The sequence below is a fragment of the Halarchaeum acidiphilum MH1-52-1 genome, assembly GCF_000474235.1.
Lineage (GTDB): Archaea > Halobacteriota > Halobacteria > Halobacteriales > Halobacteriaceae > Halarchaeum > Halarchaeum acidiphilum.
Map to the genome: position 1 here is coordinate 1 of NZ_BATA01000133.1, position 2,047 is coordinate 2,047.

Consider the following 2,047-nt stretch of genomic DNA (forward strand, 5'->3'; position numbering starts at 1 on the left):
TGACACGAGTCGGGATGGGTTCGAGGGGGTTAAGTGTGCGCGGTGATTTGGAGGAAGTACGAAGTCGTCCCGGGCTGGGAGTGGTTCGACGGGTTGAAGTACCCGAGTGGGCTACGATGAGTCCGGAAGGAATGAGGATTCCACCCCTGCGGTCCGCCGTACAGATGGGATCTGATGTTAGCCTCGATGGTCAGTGACATCCGGCTGGTTCGACGCGTTGTCGCAACCAGCGGAACCTTTGTTCCCGCCGAGCTGGGCTTAGTCCCAGCACATTCCGGTTGATCCTGCCGGAGGTCATTGCTATCGGAGTCCGATTTAGCCATGCTAGTTGTACGAGTTGAGACTCGTAGCGGAAAGCTCAGTAACACGTGGTCAAGCTACCCTGTAGCGACGGATAACCTCGGGAAACTGAGGCTAATACGTCATAAGGCTCGATATCTGGAGTGATTCGAGCTGGAAATGCCTTTGGTGCTACAGGATGTGACTGCGGTCGATTAGGTAGACGGTGGGGTAACGGCCCACCGTGCCCATAATCGGTACGGGTTGTGAGAGCAAGAGCCCGGAGACGGTATCTGAGACAAGATACCGGGCCCTACGGGGCGCAGCAGGCGCGAAACCTTTACACTGTACGGAAGTGCGATAGGGGGACTCCGAGTGTGTGGGCATAGAGCTCACACTTTTGTAGACCGTAAGGTGGTCTACGAATAAGAGCTGGGCAAGACCGGTGCCAGCCGCCGCGGTAATACCGGCAGCTCGAGTGATGACCGATTTTATTGGGCCTAAAGCGTCCGTAGCTGGCCGAGCAAGTCTGTTGGGAAATCCACCCGCTTAACGGGTGGGCGTCCAGCGGAAACTGTTTGGCTTGGGACCGGAAGATCCGAGGGGTACGTCCGGGGTAGGAGTGAAATCCTGTAATCCTGGACGGACCGCCGATGGCGAAAGCACCTCGGAAGAACGGATCCGACAGTGAGGGACGAAAGCTAGGGTCTCGAACCGGATTAGATACCCGGGTAGTCCTAGCTGTAAACGATGTCCGCTAGGTGTGGCACAGGCTACGAGCCTGTGGTGTGCCGTAGGGAAGCCGAGAAGCGGACCGCCTGGGAAGTACGTCTGCAAGGATGAAACTTAAAGGAATTGGCGGGGGAGCACTACAACCGGAGGAGCCTGCGGTTTAATTGGACTCAACGCCGGACATCTCACCGGCTCCGACAGTAGTAATGACGGTCAGATTGACGATCTTACCCGAAGCTACTGAGAGGAGGTGCATGGCCGCCGTCAGCTCGTACCGTGAGGCGTCCTGTTAAGTCAGGCAACGAGCGAGACCCGCACGTCTAATTGCCAGCAACACCCTTGTGGTGGTTGGGTACATTAGGCGGACTGCCAGTGCCAAACTGGAGGAAGGAACGGGCAACGGTAGGTCAGCATGCCCCGAATGAGCCGGGCTACACGCGGGCTACAATGGCCGAGACAGTGGGTTGCGACACCGAGAGGTGGAGCTAATCTCCGAAACTCGGTCGTAGTTCGGATTGAGGGCTGAAACTCGCCCTCATGAAGCTGGATTCGGTAGTAATCGCGTGTCAAGAGCGCGCGGTGAATACGTCCCTGCTCCTTGCACACACCGCCCGTCAAAGCACCCGAGTGGGGTCCGGATGAGGCCACCGTTTGGTGGTCGAATCTGGGCTCCGCAAGGGGGCTTAAGTCGTAACAAGGTAGCCGTAGGGGAATCTGCGGCTGGATCACCTCCAACGCACTCGGGATCGAACCCTCTTCGGGTTCGACCCACATCGTTGCGACGCGCGTCAGGCCAGTCGGACACTTTAGATCATCGAGGCTAACACTTCCTCCGTAGTGGAGGTGGGCCCATAGCTCAGTGGGAGAGTGCCTCCTTTGCAAGGAGGATGCCCTGGGTTCGAATCCCAGTGGGTCCATGCTTTCGACTCCGGTTCGGATCGAGTCCCTTTAGTGTGGGCAGATTCGAGGTGGAGTCGGATTCGACTGATGCACCAGTCCGCGAGAGCGCGACTGGGAAGGGTCGATGTACGCTCCC

1 tRNA gene and 1 rRNA gene are annotated in these 2,047 nt (G+C 57.9%); both read left to right on the plus strand.

The annotated features are described in order from the left end of the window. The first annotated feature begins 271 nt into the window (after positions 1-271). A 16S ribosomal RNA gene (locus tag AOZ13_RS13480) occupies positions 272-1,745 on the plus strand. Between the two features lie 111 nt (positions 1,746-1,856). Continuing rightward, a tRNA-Ala gene (locus AOZ13_RS13485) sits at positions 1,857-1,928 on the plus strand. Positions 1,929-2,047 lie beyond the last annotated feature (119 nt).